The organism is Streptomonospora mangrovi (assembly GCF_027604915.1).
Classification (GTDB): Bacteria; Actinomycetota; Actinomycetes; order Streptosporangiales; family Streptosporangiaceae; genus Streptomonospora; species Streptomonospora mangrovi.
Genome location: NZ_JAJAQC010000010.1, coordinates 56,888 through 75,275 on the forward strand (window position 1 = coordinate 56,888; position 18,388 = coordinate 75,275).

General features: G+C 75.0%; 16 protein-coding genes and 1 pseudogene. 6 read left to right on the forward strand and 11 right to left on the reverse strand.

Features of this window, described 5'->3' with window-relative positions:
- Window positions 1-2 precede the first annotated feature (2 nt).
- The 5 genes from LG943_RS08260 to LG943_RS08280 form a co-directional block, all read right to left on the reverse strand.
- Complete coding sequence (locus LG943_RS08260; RefSeq protein WP_270071617.1) at window positions 3-893, reverse strand: carbohydrate ABC transporter permease; 891 nt, start codon at window positions 891-893, stop codon at window positions 3-5.
- The gene (locus LG943_RS08265; protein ID WP_270071618.1) at window positions 893-2,134 is read right to left on the reverse strand and encodes an extracellular solute-binding protein; all 1,242 of its coding nucleotides are present in this window, start codon (window positions 2,132-2,134) and stop codon (window positions 893-895) included. Before LG943_RS08265 ends, LG943_RS08260 begins: the two co-directional genes overlap by 1 nt.
- A gap of 116 nt (window positions 2,135-2,250) precedes the next feature.
- Window positions 2,251-3,261: a LacI family DNA-binding transcriptional regulator gene (locus LG943_RS08270; protein ID WP_270071619.1), complete on the reverse strand. Its 1,011-nt coding sequence runs from the start codon at window positions 3,259-3,261 to the stop codon at window positions 2,251-2,253.
- A gap of 162 nt (window positions 3,262-3,423) precedes the next feature.
- On the reverse strand, window positions 3,424-3,888 hold the full coding sequence (locus LG943_RS08275; RefSeq protein WP_333486338.1) for an N-acetylmuramoyl-L-alanine amidase: 465 nt from the start codon (window positions 3,886-3,888) through the stop codon (window positions 3,424-3,426).
- A gap of 182 nt (window positions 3,889-4,070) precedes the next feature.
- On the reverse strand, window positions 4,071-5,012 hold the full coding sequence (locus LG943_RS08280) for a sensor histidine kinase (protein ID WP_270071620.1): 942 nt from the start codon (window positions 5,010-5,012) through the stop codon (window positions 4,071-4,073).
- A 531-nt stretch (window positions 5,013-5,543) separates the two neighbouring features.
- On the opposite strand from LG943_RS08280, the gene LG943_RS08285 reads away from it, so the two are divergent.
- Window positions 5,544-6,320, forward strand: coding sequence for a bestrophin-like domain (locus LG943_RS08285; RefSeq protein ID WP_270071621.1), 777 nt, complete (start codon window positions 5,544-5,546; stop codon window positions 6,318-6,320).
- Window positions 6,321-6,369: 49 nt separating this feature from the next.
- On the opposite strand, the gene LG943_RS08290 is transcribed toward LG943_RS08285, so the two are convergent.
- Window positions 6,370-7,029 (reverse strand): hypothetical protein, encoded by a 660-nt coding sequence (locus tag LG943_RS08290; RefSeq protein ID WP_270071622.1) that lies wholly within the window; start codon window positions 7,027-7,029, stop codon window positions 6,370-6,372.
- Window positions 7,030-7,695: 666 nt separating this feature from the next.
- Here LG943_RS08290 and LG943_RS08295 point away from each other — a divergent pair.
- Together LG943_RS08295 and LG943_RS08300 are read left to right on the forward strand one after the other, a co-directional pair.
- Window positions 7,696-8,571, forward strand: a pseudogene (locus LG943_RS08295) (NAD(P)-dependent oxidoreductase); the annotation flags it as partial.
- Between the two features lie 321 nt (window positions 8,572-8,892).
- Complete coding sequence (locus tag LG943_RS08300) at window positions 8,893-9,483, forward strand: L,D-transpeptidase family protein (protein WP_270071623.1); 591 nt, start codon at window positions 8,893-8,895, stop codon at window positions 9,481-9,483.
- Window positions 9,484-9,551: 68 nt separating this feature from the next.
- Here LG943_RS08300 and LG943_RS08305 read toward each other — a convergent pair whose 3' ends face one another.
- Window positions 9,552-9,896 carry a DoxX family protein gene (locus LG943_RS08305; protein ID WP_270071624.1) on the reverse strand — a complete coding sequence of 115 codons (345 nt, stop codon included), beginning with the start codon at window positions 9,894-9,896 and terminating at the stop codon, window positions 9,552-9,554.
- Between the two features lie 309 nt (window positions 9,897-10,205).
- Here LG943_RS08305 and LG943_RS08310 point away from each other — a divergent pair, with 309 nt between their 5' ends.
- Entirely contained in the window at window positions 10,206-11,450 is a 1,245-nt protein-coding gene (locus LG943_RS08310; protein WP_333486339.1) for a right-handed parallel beta-helix repeat-containing protein, read from the forward strand.
- 67 nt (window positions 11,451-11,517) lie between these two features.
- Here the strand turns inward: LG943_RS08310 and LG943_RS08315 are convergent, their stop codons facing one another.
- Window positions 11,518-13,107: an apolipoprotein N-acyltransferase gene (locus tag LG943_RS08315; RefSeq protein ID WP_270071625.1), complete on the reverse strand. Its 1,590-nt coding sequence runs from the start codon at window positions 13,105-13,107 to the stop codon at window positions 11,518-11,520.
- A gap of 377 nt (window positions 13,108-13,484) precedes the next feature.
- On the opposite strand from LG943_RS08315, the gene LG943_RS08320 reads away from it, so the two are divergent.
- Window positions 13,485-14,729 carry a sensor histidine kinase gene (locus LG943_RS08320; RefSeq protein ID WP_270071626.1) on the forward strand — a complete coding sequence of 415 codons (1,245 nt, stop codon included), beginning with the start codon at window positions 13,485-13,487 and terminating at the stop codon, window positions 14,727-14,729.
- A gap of 20 nt (window positions 14,730-14,749) precedes the next feature.
- On the opposite strand, the gene LG943_RS08325 is transcribed toward LG943_RS08320, so the two are convergent.
- From LG943_RS08325 to LG943_RS08335, 3 genes are all read right to left on the reverse strand, one after another.
- Window positions 14,750-15,223 carry a hypothetical protein gene (locus LG943_RS08325; RefSeq protein WP_270071627.1) on the reverse strand — a complete coding sequence of 158 codons (474 nt, stop codon included), beginning with the start codon at window positions 15,221-15,223 and terminating at the stop codon, window positions 14,750-14,752.
- Window positions 15,224-15,277: 54 nt separating this feature from the next.
- The gene (locus LG943_RS08330; protein ID WP_270071628.1) at window positions 15,278-16,498 is read right to left on the reverse strand and encodes an alpha/beta hydrolase; all 1,221 of its coding nucleotides are present in this window, start codon (window positions 16,496-16,498) and stop codon (window positions 15,278-15,280) included.
- An 83-nt stretch (window positions 16,499-16,581) separates the two neighbouring features.
- Window positions 16,582-17,508 carry a GlxA family transcriptional regulator gene (locus LG943_RS08335; protein ID WP_270071629.1) on the reverse strand — a complete coding sequence of 309 codons (927 nt, stop codon included), beginning with the start codon at window positions 17,506-17,508 and terminating at the stop codon, window positions 16,582-16,584.
- Window positions 17,509-17,618: 110 nt separating this feature from the next.
- Here LG943_RS08335 and LG943_RS08340 point away from each other — a divergent pair, with 110 nt between their 5' ends.
- Entirely contained in the window at window positions 17,619-18,254 is a 636-nt protein-coding gene (locus LG943_RS08340; protein ID WP_270071630.1) for a DJ-1/PfpI family protein, read from the forward strand.
- The last annotated feature ends 134 nt before the right edge of the window (window positions 18,255-18,388 follow it).

Consider the following 18,388-nt stretch of genomic DNA (forward strand, 5'->3'; position numbering starts at 1 on the left):
CCTCACCCCCTCCTTCCCGCGACCGGCGCGCCCGGCTGCGCGCGCAGGCCCCGCAGGTAGAGCAGGGCGAACCCCAGCGCGATGACGATCAGCAGGTTGCCCACCGCCGCGCCGAGCCCGAAGTCCAGCTCGCCGAAGGACAGCGCGTGGGCCCACGTGGTCAGGGTCTGGGTGGCGTTGGCCGGGCCGCCCTGGGTCAGGACCATGATCACGTCGAACTGCTTGAGCGTGTAGACCAGGCCGAGCATCAGCACCACCGCGCTCACCGGCCGCAGCAGCGGCCAGGTGACGTGGCGGAACCGCTGCCAGGGCCCGGCGCCGTCCAGCGCGGCGGCCTCGTAGAGGTGGGCCGGGATGCTTTGCAGCCCGCCGTAGAGGATGACCATGTTGAACGGGATCCCCACCCAGATGTTGGCGACGGTGACCGAGGCCAGCGCCATGGACGTGCTCGACAGCCACGGCAGCCCCTGGTCGATCACGCCCAGGCCCAGCAGGGTCTGGTTGAGGACCCCGTACTCCTGGTCGAAGATCCACCGCCACACCGTGCCCGACACCACCAGCGGCAGCAGCCAGGGCACCAGCAGCAGCGAGCGCAGCAGCCCGTTGAGCGGGAAGTTGCGCTGGAAGAACACCGCCAGCGCCAGGCCGATGGCGAACTGGAACACCAGCGAGCCCGCCGTGAACAGCGCGGTGTTGCCCAGCGCGGTCCCGAACACCGGGTCGGCCAGCACCGCCGCGTAGTTGGCGGCCCCGACGAACGGCGCCTCACCGGTGTAGAAGGACGCGGCGGTGTACTCCCGCAGCGCCATCGACAGGTTGGCCAGGAGCGGGTAGCCGAAGAACACGGCCAGGTAGATGACCAGGGGTGCCAGGAAGCCGACCCGGAGGAGCATCAGGACTCCGGCACCGACTGCTGGGCCTGGGCCAGGGCGTCCTCGGCGGAGCCCGACCCGGCCAGCGCCTGCTGGACGGCGTCGGCGATCGCCGCCGAGACGTCGGGGTAGTCCACGCCCAGCTCGGCGGTGCGGGCCTGGGCGGTGGGCACCGACTCCACGAACGGGGCCATCTGCTCGTTCTCCTCGGCGAGCCGCTGGGCCAGCTCCTCCTTGGCGGGGACGTAGGCGTTCAGCTCGGCCCACTCGCTCATGTTGGCGTCGCTCAGCAGGCAGCGCAGCACCTCGGCGGCCTTCTCCTCGCGCTCGGCGCCGTTGCGGCCGATGGCCCACACCTCGCCGCCCATGGGGGTGGCGGGTTCGCCGCCGGCCTCGGGCACCGGCAGCGGCACGACCTCGTAGTCGACGTCCTCCTCGGCCAGCACCGGGATCTGCCAGGAGCCGTTGATCATCATGGCGGCGCGCTCGCCGAGGAACTGGTCGTTGACGTCGGCCTGGGACCAGTTGACGACCGACTGCGAGACCGAGCCCTCCTCGACCATGCCGGCCCACAGCTCCAGCGCCTCGACCGCCTCGGGGGAGTCCAGGTCGGTGAGGCTGGCGCCGTTGCTCCACATGAAGGGCTCGAAGGTCCAGGTGCCCTCCTCGTGGCCGATGGCGGAGAACGCGAACCCCTTGGTGTCGCCCTGAGTCAGCTCCTCGGCGGCGGTGCGCAGCTCCGCCCAGGTGGCGGGCGGCTCGACCCCGGCGTCCTCCAGCAGGGCGGTGTTGGTGAACAGCGCCAGGCCGTTCACGCCCGAGGCGATGCCGTAGAGGGTGTCCTCGTGGGTGCCGACCGCCAGCACGCTGTCGTAGTAGCCGGCGGTGTCGAATCCGGCCTCCTCCAGCGGCAGCAGCGCGCCGGTGGCCGCGACCTGGGGGAGGTCGGGGTTGTCGATCAGCATGAGGTCGGGCAGCTCCTGCTGGGAGGCGCCCTGGAGCAGGCGCGGCATGAGCTGCTCGCGGGGCAGGGCCTCGCGCTCGACCTGGACCCCGGCCTGCTCGCCGCACTCCTGGAGCATGCTCTCGGTGGCGCCGTTCTGCGGCTCGGCGAGGTTGTAGTCCAGCGCGGTGATCGAGGTGACCTCGCCGCCCTCGCCGCCGCCCCCGCCGCAGGCGGTGGTGAGGCCGAGCAGGCCGGCGGCGACCAGGGCCGAGGGGGCGCGGAGGCGGTGTGCGGGGTTGCCGGAAACGCGTGTCATGGGGCGCTCCTTCACGTTCGTCGAAGCGCTTCGATCGCGTCGACGTGCGGGATGGGGATGGGGATGGGAAGGGGGTGGCGGGAGGGGTGGACGAGGGTGGCGTCGAGGGGGTCAGGTCACGGAAGGGCGGGTCGGGCGGCGGTGCTCGCCCGCGGCACGAGGCGCGGCTGGATCAGCGTGATCTCAGGGGTGTCGGCGTCGGCGAGTTTGTCCATGAGCAGGGCGACGGCGCGCCCGCCCATCTCCTCGGTGGGCAGGGTGACCGAGGTCAGCGGGGGCACGGACTCGGTGGCGAGTTCGTCGGGGCCGATGGCCACCACCGAGACGTCGCCGGGGACGTCGCGGCCGGCGGCGCGCAGGGCGTCGAGCAGCGGCGCCACCGCGGGCTCGTTGTGCACGACGATCCCGGACACACCGGGGTGGTCGCGCAGCAGGGCGCCGACGGCGGCGGCGACCTGGGCGGGGGCGGCCTCACAGGGCACCACGAGCGGGCGCACCCCGCGTTCGCGGGCCTCGTCCTCGAAGCCGGCGATGGTGCGCTCGGCGAAGCCGGTGCGGCGCCGGTAGACCGAGGGCGGCTGGCCGATCAGGGCGACCTCGCGGTGGCCGAGGTGGGCGAGGTGAGCCACGCAGATCCGGCCGGCGGCGTCGAAGTCGAGGTCGACGCAGGTGAGGCCGTGGCTGTCGGCGGGCACCCCGATCAGAACCGAGGGGTGGCCCAGGGTGCGCAGGGTGGGCACGCGGGCGTCGTTGAGTTCGACGTCCATGACGATGATGCCGTCGACCATCGAGGTGCCGGCCACCCGGCGCAGCCCGCCCTCGCCCTCGGCCTGGGTGAGCAGCAGGACGTCGTGTTCGCGGTCGCGGGCGCTGGTGACGACCGACACCGCGAACTGCATGGCCACCGGCACGTGGATGCCCGGCCGCAGCGGCAGCACCAGCGCGATGACGTTGGCGCGGTTGCTGGCCAGGGCGCGGGCGCCGGCGTGCGGCTGGTAGCCCAGCACCTCGATGCTCTTGAGCACGCGGGCGCGGGTGGCGGCCGAGATGGTGCGCTTGCCGCTGAGGACGTAGGAGACCGTGCTGGGGGACACCCCGGCGTGCCGGGCGACATCGGAGATCCGCACGCGCGCCTCCCAAGGGCAGCGGGAATCGAACCGCTTCGACTGCCTGGGATGTTACGACGATCACATTCAAAAGCGCAATGGGTGCGGGCGAGGCGGTCGCCGCGGCGGGCGGCCGCGGGGGCGGCGCCCTGACGGGGCCGGGGTGGTGTCGGTCCGGGCGGGCTACTGCTCGGGCAGGCCGTCGGCGACCCACTGGTGCAGGGAGTCGCCGGGGCAGGAGGTGGATCCGACGTCGCGGTGGCCTCTGGCCGTGAGCGTGCGGCCGGCCTTGCGGTTGGCCTCGTGGTAGAGGGCGCGGATGGTGTTCTTGGCGGCGGATGTGGTGTCGGAGTCGCCGCCGATGAAGCACACGCCGATCCCCGAGGTGTTGTGGCCGGTGGCGTGCGCGCCGACGACCAGCCAGCCGCGCCCCTCATAGGCGGTGCCCTCGGTGTCGACCAGGAAGTTGTAGCCGATGTCGGACCAGCCGTTGGAGTCCATGTGGTGGCGCTGGATGTCCTTGGGGGACTGGTCGGGCGGCCCCGCGGAGTAGTGGACGACGAACTCGGTGCGGGCGGACCAGTCGGTCTCGGTGGTGGAGGTGGGGGCGCGGGCGCCCCATTCGGAGCGGTCAACGATGTCGACCATGCCGGGTGTCCTTTCGGTGCGGTGTGCGCGGTGTGCGCGGATGTGGAGGCGGCTGCGCGGGTGCCGGACGGCACCGGCGGGGCCGTGGCGGCCCTGGGTAAAGAATACCCTTAGTGATTCTTTTGAAACTCTTTGTAATGTTCGCTGGTCGGGGTGCGGGCGGTGCGCCGGAGGGCCGGCCCTCAGCCGCCGCGGAGCAGGTGCAGCCGCACCACGCTGCGCCCGCCCATCGAGCCCAGGTGCACGCGGTCGCAGAGCTGGCGCACGATCCACAGGCCGCCGCAGAGTTCGTCCAGGGCCGGCGGCGAGCCCGCGAACGGCGGCACCGCCAGGTAGGCGGTGTCCTGGGCGACCTCGCAGACCACCTCGTCGTCCTCGGTCCAGAACCACACGCTGCCGGTGCCCCCGCCGTGCAGGATGACGTTGGAGGCCACCTCGTTGACGGCGAAGGCGAGGTCCAGTGCGCGGGGCCGGGGCACCCCCAGCCGCCCGGCGTAGGCCAGGGCGTCGCGGCGCAGCCGCGGCAGGTCGGCGGGCGTGAACGGGCCGCCCATGAGGTCGCCCGGCAGCGACGTCGGCTCCGCGACCGCGCCGCCGGCGGCGAAGGCGGCGGGTGGCACGAACGCGTCGCTGGCCCGGGTGCGGCCGCCCTGGACGAGTTCGGGGTGGGTCAGGCACGCGGCCTCGGCGACGTGGGCGGGCACGCGGCGGGTGTCGTAGGGGCAGACCAGCCAGAGGTTGGTGGCACCGAACAGCGGGGTCAGGGCTGACTCCAGGTAGGTCCACGCCGCGACCTCGCGCGCCGAGCGGCCCGCCCACACGGGTTCGGCCAGGATCCGCACCCGCTCGGCGCGCCCCCGGGCGGCGTGCTCGCGCCAGTAGCCGTCGATGGCGGCGAGGCGGTCGGGCGGCCGGTGGCCGAACGCGGCGGGGTCGCGGTAGTCGACGCCGCGGCTGCGCGCGCCCAGGGCCTGGCGCAGCAGCGCGGCGGTGGCGGGGGTGAGGGCGGCCAGCACGGGGTCGCCGGAGTCGACGCCGTGGCCGACGAACGGCAGCGCCATCGCCAGGAACTCCTCGTCGGAGCCGAAGAGGCACGCCTGGTGGGTCAGGTGCGGATCACCCACAGGCCGACCTTTCCGGCCGCACGCCGATTTCCGGCGAATATCCAATGCGATCCCAAACAGGGCGGAAAAGGGTGCGGCGGCCGCGCGGAATCCGCCGGCGCGGCGGCGGCGGGAAAGGTTTGCTCCGCGCGGCGCGGACGGGGTGTCCGGGGCGCCGGAACGCCGCCGGGGCGGTGATCTGGTGGCCAGGTCGGGGCCAGGGGAAAAGGGCGGCGCCACCGGGTTTCCGAGGGGGCCGATTCGGGGTGTCACGCATGCGCCAGGGTCCGAAATTCCACGGGATTGAAGCGTCGTCCGAGGTAAAGGGGGTGCGGTATCGCGATAACCGGCGACGGGCCGCACCGGTTAGCGGAACTCCGGAACTTCCCCAGTGTCGGGAAATGACGCGAGTGGCAGATGTTCCGCATGATCACATGGTAAAGCAGGAGCGGTTCCGAAACCCTACGGAATCCCGCTCTTGTTCCCTGAAGGCCGCTGCGGCCCCCTCAGCCGGTGCCCACTTCGCCCGGAAATCACCTATTCAGGAGAGTCATGACCACCAGTCTCATCGTGGTTTTCGTCATTCTCGGCGTACTGCTGGTCGCCGGGATCGTGGTGGCGCGCAAGTTCGTCATCTCCCCCGACGACTCCGACGGCCCGGTCGGCAGCCTCATCGCGCCGTGCGTGCTGTCGATCTACCTCATCGCCCTGGCCATGGGCCTGGTCATCGGGTGGGAGAACAACCGGGGCGCCGCCGACTCCGCCGTCGAGGAGGCCGGCCACGCCACCGCGCTGTACTGGGGCACCGCCGCCTTCCCCGAGGAGGAGGGCGACGCCGTGCGCGAGGACCTGCGCGACTACGTCGACACCGTGATCGAGGAGGACTGGCCGGTCATGCGCGAGCAGCGCGAACTCGACCCCTCCGGCTCGGCCGCCCTGGACCGCCTGCGCGTCAGCGTCAACGACCTCCCCGCCGACGACCCCGCCGCCGCACTGGAGCGCATGGAGGTCCGGCACAACGTCACCGACCTCGTGCAGAGCCGGGTGGAGCGGTCCGACTCCGCCCAGGCCACCATCCCCGGGGTCATCCTGCTGGCCACGGCGATCAGCGGGCTGGCGGTGGTGGTGCTGCCGTTCGCCATGCGGGTGGGCCAGGCGCGCACGCGGATCTTCTGGTCGGTGGTCAACCTGGTGTTCATCGCGTCGAGCCTGGTCATCCTGCTCGCCCTCGACAACCCCTACAGCGGTCTCCTGGCCACCGACTCCGGCTCCTTCGAGGACGCGCTGGCCGGGTTCGACCGGATCGACGCCGCGCTGACCACCCCCTGAGCCGCCCGCGCGCCGGCCCGCCGCCCCTTGGGCGGCGGGCCGGCCGGCATCAGCGGCGGACGCCCGAGGCACCCACGGCGGCGGCCACGGCGACCAGCACCACGAACACCATGATGTGCATGGGCTCGAACCCGTCCGGGCCTTGGCGCTCGTCGGTGCCGAACCGGGGCGCGCCGATCAACTGCGGCTCCTCCTCGGGCGGTGCGGCGGGCTCGGGCGGCGCCTCGGCGGCGGGCTCCTGCGGCGCGGCCGGCTCCGGCACGGCGGGCGGGGGCTCGGCGGGGTCCGGCGCGGCCGCCTCCTGCACGGGGGGTGCGGGGGTGTCGGGTTCGGCCGGCGGGGCCGGTTGGGCCGGGGGTGCGGGGTCGGGTGGCTCCGGGCGCGGGGGTTCGGGCTCCTCCGGCGGAGGAGGCGGGGGCTCCTCGGGCGGCGGCGGAGGCGGCTCCTCGGGGGGCTTCGGGCAGTCGTGGCCGGGGGGTCCGGGCGGGTGCGGCGGGTGGTCGGGCAGCGCCGGGGCCACCGGCAGGACCGGCGCGCCGGGCGGCTGCAACCAGTCCGGGGGGTCGGAGGTGACCGGCCCGCCGGGGACCTCGGTCAGACGGGCCGCCGACGCCTCGGGAACGGCCACCGCCTCGCCGGCGCCCGCCAGGGTCGCGGCGTGGGCGGCGCCGCCCGACAGGGCGAGTTCGGCGGTGAGCACGGCCAACACGCAGGCACCGGTACGGGCTCGGTACCGGCCTGTGTTGCGACGGGGGTTCATGGGTGTCGCACTCCTTATCCGGTTGTCCGGGCCGGAAAACGCATGTCCACCTCTTCTAGCACGGCGCAGGCCCCGGCCACCGGGCCGATGGGGAAACGGGCGCGAAAGGCGGTCCGCCGGTGACCGGTTTTCGCGCTGGTGCGCCGGATATTGGTGTGGTGCCGAAATGCGCGGCCTGGGATAACCGCCGGTCACGGCGCCGCCGGATCGGCCATGAGCGGCGCGGTGCCGTCCGTTTCGCCACCGGAGGAGCGGTGTTTCCGATTGGCGCCCGCCGCGCAACCGGGCGGCCAGGTTCGCGCAATGGTAGGACCGTAATCCCAACCACCGGGCGTACGTTTCAGGAGCAAACCAGAAAAAACCGTTATTCCGACCAATGCCCTAAGAAGGGAAAACCGGTCAGTCGTGGCCCGGAGAACGCGGCGGATTCCCCCGGCCGAATCCCGCCCGCGCCCCCGCCCGCACCTTTTCCGCGCCCCCGCGCGCCTCTCCCGGCCCGTCCCGCCCAGGCCGCGCCCCGCCGGGCCCGCGCGCCCGCCGCGGCCGGGCCGCCACCCCGGCACGGTCGGCGCACCGGCGCGGGGGTAGGAAGGGAGCCATGCAGCCATCGACACCATCGACCCCGCCCACCGCGACCCCCCGGGTCGCGGTCCTGGGCACCGGCACCATGGGCGCGCCCATGGCGCGCAACATCGCGGCGGCCGGCATGCCCGTCCGCGTCTGGAACCGCACCCGCGCCAAGGCCGAGCCGCTGGCCGGCGCCGGCGTGGAGGTCGCCGGCACCCTGGACGAGGCGGTCGCCGACGCCGACATCGTGGTGACCATGCTCTACGACGGCGACACGGTCGAGGAGGTGATGTCGGCCATCGTGCCCCCGGCCCCGGGCGCGGTGTGGGCGCAGACCACCACGGTCGGCCTGGCCGCCACCAACCGGCTGGCCGCCCGGACTACCTCGACGCCCCCGTGCTGGGCACGCGCGCCCCGGCCGAGCAGGGCGCGCTGACCGTCCTGGCGGCCGGCCCCGAACGCGCCCGCCGGCGCGCCGAACCCGTCTTCTCCGCCATCGGCGCCCGCACCGTCGCCTTCGACCAGGTGGGCGCGGCCAGCCGGCTCAAGCTGGTCGCCAACAGTTGGGTCCTGGCCCTCACCTCGGCCACCGCCGAGGCGCTGTCGCTGGCCGAGGGCCTGGGGGTGGACGCCCGCGACTTCCTCGACGTGGTCTCGGGCGGCCCGCTGGACAGCGGCTACCTGCACGCCAAGGCCGGGGCCATCCTCAGCGGCGACTACACCACCAGCTTCTCCGTGGCCAACGCCGCCAAGGACGCCAACCTGGTGCTGGACGCCGCCGCGGCGGCCGGCGTGCACCTGGACCTGGCCGCCGCCTCGGCGCGCCGGTTCGCGCGCGCGGCCGCGGCCGGGCACGGCGACGCCGACATGGCCGCCGGCTACCACGCCAGCTTCATCGCGCCCGAGGACTCCGCGGCGGACTGACCGGGATGGCCGCATCCGGCCACGTGCAGCGGGTTTGAACCGGGTGCGGGCGGCGCCACGTGCGCACACGCCCCCGGACCGCCCCACCCTCCCCGCGCGGGCGCGCGCGTGGGGGTGCCCGGGGTGCGCCGAGCGTCATGGGGAAGTCACCGCCGGGTAAAGATCCGCCCATGGCCTCTCTACGACCGGACTTCCGGAAGCAGTGCACGAGAACCGCGGCCGTACTCGCGCTGGCGGCGGTCGCCGTGACGGGGTGGGGACCCGCGGCCCACGCCGGCGCCGGGCGGCGCCCTGCCCGCCGCCGCCTCCCGGGATGAACCGATGCTCAGCATGGGCGACTCCGGCCCCGCCGTGCGCGAGGTCGAGCAGCGCCTGAAGGAGCTGGGCTACTGGCTCGGGCCGGTCGACGGCGAGTACGACGTCCGCACCGCCCAGGCGGTGATGGCGCTCCAGAAGGTCGCCGGCATCGACCGCGACAGCGTGGTCGGCCCCGACACCCGGGCCGCCCTGGAGGAGGGGCCGCGGCCCCAGCCGTCCACGTCCGCGGGCGTGGTGATCGAGATCGACCTGGCCCGCCAGGTGCTGCTGATCGTGCGCGACGGCGAGGTGCGCAAGATCTTCAACACCTCCACCGGATCCGGCGAGACCTACTTCTCCCGGGGCCAGACCAACGTGGCCGTCACCCCCGAGGGCGAGTACAGCGTCTTCCGCCGCGTCGACGGCTGGGACGACGGCCCTCTTGGGGCCCTCTACCGCCCCGCCTACTTCAACGGGGGAATCGCCATCCACGGCTACTCCTCGGTCCCGGCCTACCCCGCCTCCCACGGCTGCGCCCGGGTCAGCCTGCCCGCCATGGACTGGCTGTGGGCCAACGGCCGCGTGGAGAACGGCGCCACCGTGGTGGTGCGGTAGCCCGTCCTCCCTCTCCTCCGGAAGGCCCGGACCGCCGCCGCGTCCCGCGCGGCGGCGGGGCGGCGGGCTCAGGCGGCCGCCAGGGCCAGCGACGCCACCACGGGGGCCGCGTAGACCAGCGGGAACGGCACGTGGGAGTAGGACCGGGCGCGCAGCACCGTGATCACGGCGCCGGTGAAGTACAGCACCAGGCCGACTCCGGCCAGCAGGCCGACGACCGGGACGGCCAAGCCCACCACCAGGCCGACCGCGCCCGCCGCCTTGGCGGCGCCCAGCCAGGGGAGCCACGTGAGGGGGACCCCGTACTCGGCGATGGGGCCCACCACCCACGGCGCGCGGATGAACACGGACACGGCCGAGAACGCCACGAAGGCGGCGGCGGCAAGGGTGACGGCGATGTAGGCGACGGACACGGGGGTCTCCTCACTGGGGTGCTGCGGGGTGGTGCGCGCGGCCGGTTCGGGCCGCACACCACCTCGACCCGGCGCGGCACGCGAACGTGACATCGGGATCGATGTGGCGTGGGACACTCTCGGGGCCCGCCGGTCGGTGAATCGTTTTTCCCGGCCTTTCGCCTGATGGGCGGGGTGGGCCGGAAGCAGCGGTGTGAAGGCGGGTTGCCACGGTGCGTGTCCGTTGCCATACTCCCGAGCATCGGTAAGCGCTTACCTTTCCTCTCCGCGTGGCACACCTCCACCATCCCCCACCCACAGGAGACACCGATGGGACCGCACAGCGCGCCCGCCCCACCCACCACACCCGCCGCACCCGCCTCCCCACGGCGGCGCCGGCGGCCGGGATCGCTTTCCGCCGGACTGGCCGCCGCCTCCGCCCTCCTCCTCGCCGCCGCCGGCGCGCCCGCCGCGATGTCGCAGGAGTCCGCCGCCCGGTCCGCCGACTCCGCCGCCACGGCGGCCGCCTGCGGCGACGGCTCCTTCCACGCGTCAGTGGTGCGCAGCGGCGGCACCTGGACCGCCTACGACGGCGCTGAAACGGTTTACAGCGGTACCAACCTGCTGGAGGCCATGCGCTCGGCCGTGCGCAGCCTCACCCCCGGGCGCACCTCCGTGGAGCGCGTGGTGGTGCGCGGCTCGGGCGAGGTGAGCGCCGGGCAGTCGCTCGACCTGCCCAGCTACACCTCCCTGGAGGTCTGCGGCACCGTCAACGTCGTGGGCACCCCCGGCGGCGACCACGCGGTGGTGCGCGCCCGCGACGTCCGGCACGTCTCGGTGCCCTACCTCAACGTCACCGGGGCGCCCTACTTCGGGATCTTCGTGCGCAACGGCGAGGACATCCACCTCGGCCAGATCGACCTGCGCCTCTCCGGCGGCCTGGGCATCCGCATCGACAACCACGCCGACCGCAGCCGGCCCACGCGCGACGTCACCATCGACAACGTCTACGTGTCGGGCACCGGCAACCACGGCGTGGAGACCTACGGGGTCGACGGCCTGGACATCGGCACCGTGACGGCCCGCAACACCGCCTACTCCGGCCTGCTGCTCAACCAGACCGTCAACGCCGAGGTCGGGCGGGTCGACGGCCAGGGCACCGGGACCGGCACCGGCTACGCGGCCTTCCGCATGGCCAACCGCAACGGCCGCGTCGGCGACTCCTACCCCACCAACATCCGCGTCGGCGAGGTCGTGGCGCGCGGTGGCGGGCGCGGCGTGTTCTGCGTGTCGGAGAGCGGCGGCGCCGTGATCGACCGCGTGGACATCGCCGACACCGGCGGCAACGCGATCCTGGTGGAGAACTGCCACAACGTCACCATCGCCGCCCAGAGCGGGCGCGTGGAGGGGCCGGGCGACATCCGGATCGCCTCGCGCGCGGAGTTCCCGGTGTCCTCCGACATCACCGTGCAGAACCTCACGGTCGTGGACTCCGCCATCACCGAGCGGCCCTGCGGCAACAACATCACCGTCCGGAACAACACCCTGGTGAACAGCTCGCAGAGCCTGTGCTGAGCCCCGCCCCGACCCGGGCGGGAGGGTCCGCGCGCCGGCCCTCCCGCCCGCCGGGCACCCCGCCGGGTCAGCCGCCGTGGCGCGGCGCCCGGGCGCGCGCGGCCATCACCAGCAGCCCCAGCAGCCCGGCCAGGCACAGCCACGAGAACAGGTCGCCGACGCGGCTGTAGACCGTGGGCACGTGCCCGGTCGGGACCTCCGCCACCATCACCTGCTCGGCGGTGTCGAAGTAGTCGGTCGCGGCGATGACGCGGCCCTGGTGGTCGACGGTGGTGGACTGCCCCCGGTTGACCGCGCGCACCAGGGAGTAGCCGCCCTCCACGGAGCGGAACACGGCCCGCTCCGCGTGCAGCTCGCGCAGCCCCTCCCACTCGTTGGAGGGCAGCAGCACGATGCCCGCGCCCTGGGCGCCCGCCTGCCGCAGCGTCTGCGGGAAGTCGACGTCGTAGCAGATGGCGGTGGCCAGCCGGCCGAACGGGGTGTCGGCCACCGGTGTGTCGCCCGGTCCGGCGTCGTAGGGCTCCAGGACCGGGATGGGGTGGGCCTTCTCGTAGGTCCAGGCGGTCTCGCCCTCCGGTGTCACCAGGACCGTCTCGTTGCGCATGTGGGGCTCCTCCTGGATGTACACCGACACCCCGATCTGCACGTAGACCCCGTGTTCGCGGGCGACGGCGGCGACCTGCTCCAGCAGCGCGCCCTTGTCCTCCTCGCGGGTGTGGGCGGCCGACTCCGACCACACCACGAGCCGGGCACCGGCCCGCGCCTCGCGCTCGGTGGCGCGCAGCAGCTCGGAGTGGATGGGCGCGAACACCTCGCGCACCCGGGCGCGGTCGGCGCCGACGATGGCCTCCAGGGAGTCGAACTCGGTGAAGGCGGCGCCGACCTTGGTGTCCCACGACTCCTGGGCCAGGGTGACCGCGGCGATGCGCACGGTCGGCGACGACGGCGGGGCGAACGCCAGCCGCGCGCCGCCGAAGGTGAGGACGAGGGCGAGGACGGCGGTGTAGGCGACGACCAGGCGGCGGGTGCGCGGGGCGCCGAAACCGGTCTCCCAGACGTGCGCGGCCACGGCGGCGAACCAGGCGACGAGGAAGCTGACCCCGTACACCCCGGTCACCGACGCGATCTGGATGAGCGGGAGGCTGCCGTGCTGGGTGCCGCCGAGCACGCCGTAGATGGTGCCCAGGGGGCTCAGCGTGGCGGTGAGGAACTCCGCGGCGACCGTCGCCGCCGGGAACACCAGGGTGGCGGCCAGGGCGCCGCGGCGGGCCAGGCGGGGCGCGGCGAGCCGGTCCAGCACGAAGGGCGCGGCCTCGATGAGGGCGAGGGCGGCGGCCAGCAGCAGCATCGGCGGCGAGAACACGTCGGCCTGCCAGAACCAGAACGCCAGGCCGAGTGCGGCGACGCCGAGCATCCAGGCCGCGCCCGCCACCGGGCCGCCGGTGCGGGTGAAGCGCAGCAGCGGGATCGCGTAAAGCCAGGCGGCGAGCGGGATGTCCCAGTTGGCGTGGACGGCGAACAGGGAGAGGGCGGTGCCGGCCGCCAGCCACAGGTGGCGGCGCGTCCGGGAGGGCCGCTCGGGCGGGGGCGGGGCGGCGGCGCCGGTGCCGGCGGTGCCGGCGGGTCGGCCGAGGGTGTCGGATGGCGGCGTGGGCATGGTGGATCCCTTCACGGGTGACGGGGGGTCGGCGGGGGAGCCGGGCCGGGCGGCGCGGACGCGCGGTGCCGGGGCCGGGCCGGCGAAGCGGGTGCCGCCGGCGGTCCGGGCGGTCCGGGCGGTCCGGGGTCCCGGGCGGCCCGAGGGTTCCGGCCGGTCCGGGCCGACGGCGCCGGCGGGCCGGCCGGCATCAGTCGGCGCCGGTCGGCACGGTGGCCAACGCTAGGAGCGGCGGGGCCGCCCCTCCCATGGGGGCGGCCACCCGGCCGCGCGGGGCGATCCGTAATCCACAGGTGCGGAAATCCGCAGTGCGGCGGCGCCGGGCGCCGGACTAGCCTCAGTCCTGACCTGCTCGGACTCCCGCTTCGGAGGCGGCCATGACCCCCGAACCCCGCGTGCGCCGCGGCGCGGCGCGCCAACTCGCGCGCTCCAGCGCGCTGGCCGCCGCCGGTGCCCTGCTGGGCGTGGCCACGGCCGTCGCCGAACTCTGGCTGGCGCTGCTGTGCGCGGCGGCGCTGCCGCTGGCCCCGCTGCTGCTGTGGCCGCCCGCGCGCCCCGCCCTGCCCGCCGCGCTGGGCCCCGTGGTCCGCGCGCTCACCCGGCTGGAGCTGTACCGGCTGGCCCGCTGCTACGACATCGAGATCCCCGGCCCCCACACCCTGCCCCGGTCCCTGGGCTACCTCGCGGCGCGCTGGCCGCTGGGCATGCTCGGCGCGCTGGTGCTGGGGGTGTTCCCCGCCGGCGCCTACCTGGTGGTGTCACCGCTGGGCGCCCTCGACGGCAACAGCCCGGCCATCGTGGTGTTCGGGCTGATGTTCATGTACCTCAGCGTGCAGGGCACGGTCGGGCTGATCGGCATGGAGCGCTGGCTGGCCCGCACGGTCCTCGGCCCCACCCGCCAGGACCTGCTTGAGGAGCGCGTCGCCGAACTCACCGCCAGCCGCGCCGGCGTGGTCGAGGCCGTCGACGAGGAGCGCCGCCGCATCGAGCGCGACCTGCACGACGGCGTGCAGCAGCGGCTGGTGTCGCTGGCCATGCTGCTGGGCCGCGCCCAGCGCGGGCGCGACCCCGACCGCGCCGCCGCCCTGGTCCGCGACGCCCACCAGGAGGCGCGCCAGGCGCTGGACGAACTCCGCGAGGTCGCGTTCCGGGTCTACCCCATCGTGCTGGACGAGTTCGGTCTGGAGACCGCGCTGGCCTCCCTGGCCGACCGCTCCAGCCTGCCCCTGCACGTCGACTACACGCTCGCCCGGCAGCCCGCGCGCAGTGTGGCCACGGCCGTCTACTTCGCGGTCCGCGAGGCGGTCACCAACGCCGCCAAGCACGCCGGGGCCGACTCCGTGCGCGTCGAGGTCGGCGAGGAGCACGGCGTGCTCACCGTGCGGGTCACCGACAACGGCCGCGGCGGCGCCGACCCCCGGGGCACCGGCCTGTCCGGCCTGGCCCGGCGGGTGGCGGCCGTCGACGGCACCCTGCGCGTCGACAGCCCGCCGGGCGGCCCCACCGTGCTCACCGCGCGGCTGCCCGCCGACCCGCCCGCCGTGCCGCCCCGCCCGCCGGCGGGGGTGCCGGTCGCGGTGGCGGCGGGGGCGGGTGCGGGTGCGGCCGAGGGGAGCCCGTGATGCGTCCGCCGGTCCCCGCCTCAGCCGCCGGCGCCGGCCTCCGGCGGCGGCACCTCGCCCTGGGCGAAGATCCCCACGAACGGGCGGCCGGGTTCGGGGTTGGTGTAGCGGGGGGTCACCACCCGCAGCACGATCCCGGCGCGGTCCTGCCGCGACTCCGCCGTGTAGGCGAACCCGTCGGCGTCGCGTGCCGACACCCTGGCGCCGCCCCGGCCGAGGGGGCGCAGCACCGCGTCCGCGCCGTGCGCCCGCCAGTGCTCGTGCAGCCGCTCCAGGGCCGCCGGCATGTGCTCGGCGCCGGTGGCCGCCGTCCACAGCGCCACCGCCACGAACACGTCGGGGCGGCCCTCGTCCGCGTCGGCGTCGACCGGCCCGGGTGCGTCGGGGCGGGCGCCGGCGAACTCCAGCGGCGCCCCCACCACGCCGGCCAGCGCCTCGCCGCGCGCCATCGCGCGCCGCGCGGCGTCGGGTTCGCGAACCGCTTCCAGTGCCATGACCGCTCCCGTTCTACTCCGCCCGCCGGTGCCGCCGGTGCCGCCGGCCGCCGTTCACAGCCCTTTCCGCCCGCCGCGCCGGGCGTGCGGCCGCCGCGGCGGCCGGGGGCGGTCGCCGGCACCGGGCCGCCGGTGGGCCGCGTGCTCCTGGCGGCGCACCAGACCGTCCACGTGCCGCAGCACCCGCCACGGGTCGCCGCCGGCCGGGCGCGGCTCGGCGGCCACCAGGTCGTCGGTGGCGCCGATGAACACCGCCACGGCGTTGTCCAGGCCCACCCCGGGCTCCAGGTAGTCGTGGTGCCCGTGCGGGTCGGTGGCCAGCCGCTTCAGCCCCGCCTCCGCGCTCGCGGGGTTGACCCCGTGCAGCGCGGGCGACAGGTAGGTGATCGAGTCGGCGTCGGAGGCCAGGCAGTACGCGTCGGCCACGTGCAGGTCCGCCACCCCCGCGATCCCCTTGCCCAGCCCGGGGCCGGCCCCCACGATCAGCGTGTCGGCCGCCACGTCGGCGTAGCGCGCGACGGTCTGCGCCGCCACCACCGAACCGTAGCTCAACCCGTACAGCACCACGGTGCTCTCGGATTCCTGGTGGGCCGCCTTGAGGCCGGCCAGGAAGCTGTGCAGCGGCGCGCGGGCGGCGTGGGCCAGGTCCAGCCGCGCCGCCTCGGGACCGAACCTGGGGGCGCGGGCGCCCTGCCACACCATGACCGCGTGGTCGGGCGCTCCCAGGGTGCCCGCCTTGGCGTCGGCCTCCATGTGCAGCCGGGTGATGCGCCGCAGGTTGCGCCCGATGTTGTGCAGGCCGGTGCCGGCGCCGGGGACCACCACCAGCTTCCTGGTGGCGGTGTCGGGGTTGTTCCGCGATATCGCGGTGAGGCCGTCGCCCGCGCCGGGCCGGCTCGGCGGCGTGAACCGCATCAGGAACATCCGCGCCATGGGGTCCTGGTCGTAGTCGGCCAGGGCAGCGCTCAGGGTCGCCACGTCCTTGTCGGTGTGCCGCTCCAGGTACTCCCGCAGCGCCGTGCGGTTGGCGGCGTCGCGCACCTCGGCGGGCAGGCCGTCGAGCGCGCCCAGCGCGGCGGGGTCCTCGCGCACCAGGTGTTCGCGTTCGGCGTCGGACAGCCCTCGCCACCACGCCGCGTAGTGCGCGGGGGAGGGCAGTTGGGGGACCAGGTCGCTGCGGCGCGCCACGGCCGCAGGTGTGGGCGCGGTCCGCGTCCGCCCCAGCAGCCGTTTGAGGACGCCTGCGGGGCGCGGTTCTCCGCCGGGGTCAACCATGGCTCGTGGTCCTCCTTGCGGGAAGCGGGTGCGCCGGGGACAGGGGCCGCGCGGGGCTGCGGCGACGTTACCACCCCCGCCTGTCACCGGAACGCGGCCCGGTAGGCGGTGGGCGTGGTGCCCACCTGGCGGCCGAAGTGGTAGCGCAGCGTCTCCACGGTGCCGAACCCCGTGGTGCGCGCGATCCGCTCCACCGGCAGGCCGGTGGTCTCCAGCAGCTCCCGAGCGCGCTGCACCCGGCGGTCCAGCAGCCAGCGCAGCGGCGTCGTGCCCGTCTGCGCCCGGAACCGCCGCGACAGGTGGCGGGGGCTCAGGGCGGCGTGGGCGGCGATCTCGGCCACGGTCAGCGGCTCGGCCAGGTGGTCCTGCATCCAGCGCAGCGTGGCGCCCAGGTCGGCGGTGTCGTCGACCGGGTCGCGGTGCTCGATGAACTGCGCCTGGCCGCCGGGGCGCTGCGGGGGCATCACGATCAGCCGCCCGGTCTCGGCGGCGGCGGCCGCGCCCCGGTCGCGGCGCACGATGTGCAGGCACAGGTCCAGGCCCGAGGCCACCCCCGCCGAGGTCAGCACCTGGCCGTCGTCCACGAACAGCACCGAGGGGTCGACCTCCACCTCGGGGTAGGCCCGGGCCAGGTCGCCGGCCAGCAGCCAGTGGGTGGCGGCCGGACGGCCGTCGAGCAGGCCCGCCGCCGCCAGCACGAACGCCCCGGTGCAGATCGAGGCCACCCGCGCCCCGCGCTCCACCGCCTCGCGCAGCAGCTCCAGCACCGCGCGCGGCGGAGGGCTCGCGGGGTCGCCCCCCGGCACGACCACGGTGTCGGCGCGGTGCGCGTCGTCCAGGCCGTAGGGCGCGGAGAGCCGGAACGTCTCGCGTCCGGCGGCGGTGGCGGCGATGTCGGAGTCGGCGCAGACCCGCACCTCATAGCCCGGGGCGAACGAGAACACCTGGCACGGAATGGTCAGGTCGAAGCCCACGATCCCGTCGAAGGCGAGTACGGCGACCACGTGCATGGCCGAATCCTACGCATGGCGGTCCATCAGGCCGCTGTCCCCCCGGATCCGGCGTCGCGATACTCGGCGTGTCCGCAAGCACCCGATCGTGCTGTCTTCAGGAGGCCGCGATGACCCTTCACGTGCAGGCCGTGCTCTACGACGGGGTGGAGGACCAGGACCTCCTCGGCCCGCTCGGGGCGCTGGAGGTCATGGAGGACGTCCAGACCACGTTCGTCGCCCTCGACGCGCCCGCCACCGTGACCACGTCCTTCGGCCTGGAGGTCCGGGTTCGGGCCGCGCTGGATGCGGCGCGGGCCGACGTCCTGGTGGTCCCCGGAGGCGGAGTCGGCGAGGGCTCGGCCGTGGACCGCCAGATCCGCGCCGGAGCGCTCCCAGCGGCCCTGGCGGCGGCGGCGCGCCCCGGCCTGGTGATGGCGGGGGTGTGCACCGGCACCCTGCTGCTGTCGGCGGCGGGCATCACGGCCGGACGCCCGTGCACCACCCACCACGCCGCCACGGAGGCGTTGCGCGCCGAGGGCGCCGAGGTGGTCCCCGGCCGCGTCGTGGACGACGGCGACCTGGTCACCTGCGGCGGCGTGACCTCGGGGATCGACCTCGGCCTGTGGCTGGTGGAGCGCCGGTACGGCCCCCAGGCGGCTCTCCTGGCCGAACAGGTCCTCGAACACGAGCGCCGGGGCACCGTGTGGCGCAGCGGGGCGGCCGGTGCCGCCGGGACCGGGAAGGGGGCGGCGGCTCTCACCTGAGCCCGCCTGAGCGCCGGTCACCACAGCGGGTCGGTGAGGTCACGACGGACGGCGCCGGCCCCCGGGTGGCGCGGGTGCGCGGTCATCGGGACGCCGGGCGGGGCTGGTGCGCGCGCCGGGGGCGGCGGAGGGTG